Genomic DNA, 525 nt, shown 5'->3' on the forward strand with positions numbered 1-525 from the left:
GCGGCGCACGAAGCGGGCCACGCTCTGGTCTACGCGCTGCTGAAGCGCGTTGCTCCGTTCGAGCTGAAGGTGAACGTCGCATCGTTCAAGGGCGGTTACATGATGCCCGTGGTCGAGGGCGAGGATATCATGTCGAAGCAGAACGTTCTGGACGAGATTTGCGTGTTGCTCGCGGGCCGCGCGGCCGAAGAGCTGGTGTTTGGCCAAACCTTCTCGTCGTCGGGGGCCGCATCCGATATCGGGAAAGCCACGCAGCTCGCGGGTCAGTACACGCGTCACTGGGGCTTTGACGGCAATATCGCGCGCGTCGATAAGCATGTGACTGGTTATGCACCGTATTCGGTCAACGCCTACGACGAGTCGGACGAGCGGATCGCGGCTATTCTGGCCGAACAGCTGGTGCGAGCCAAGACCACGATTCAGGAGAACCGTGATTACTACACGGCTATTGTCGAGGCCCTGCTTTCCCGCAAGTCGCTGACTCAAAGCGATTTTGTGGAACTGAGCATCTCGTTCATGAACCTC

Annotated in this window: 1 pseudogene; it reads left to right on the forward strand. The window is 59.4% G+C overall.

Features of this window, described 5'->3' with window-relative positions:
- Positions 1–525: pseudogene (locus AC1RPG_RS08050) on the forward strand (hypothetical protein); the annotation flags it as partial.

This window comes from Dellaglioa sp. CoH-57-MRSF-18 (genome assembly GCF_056781995.1).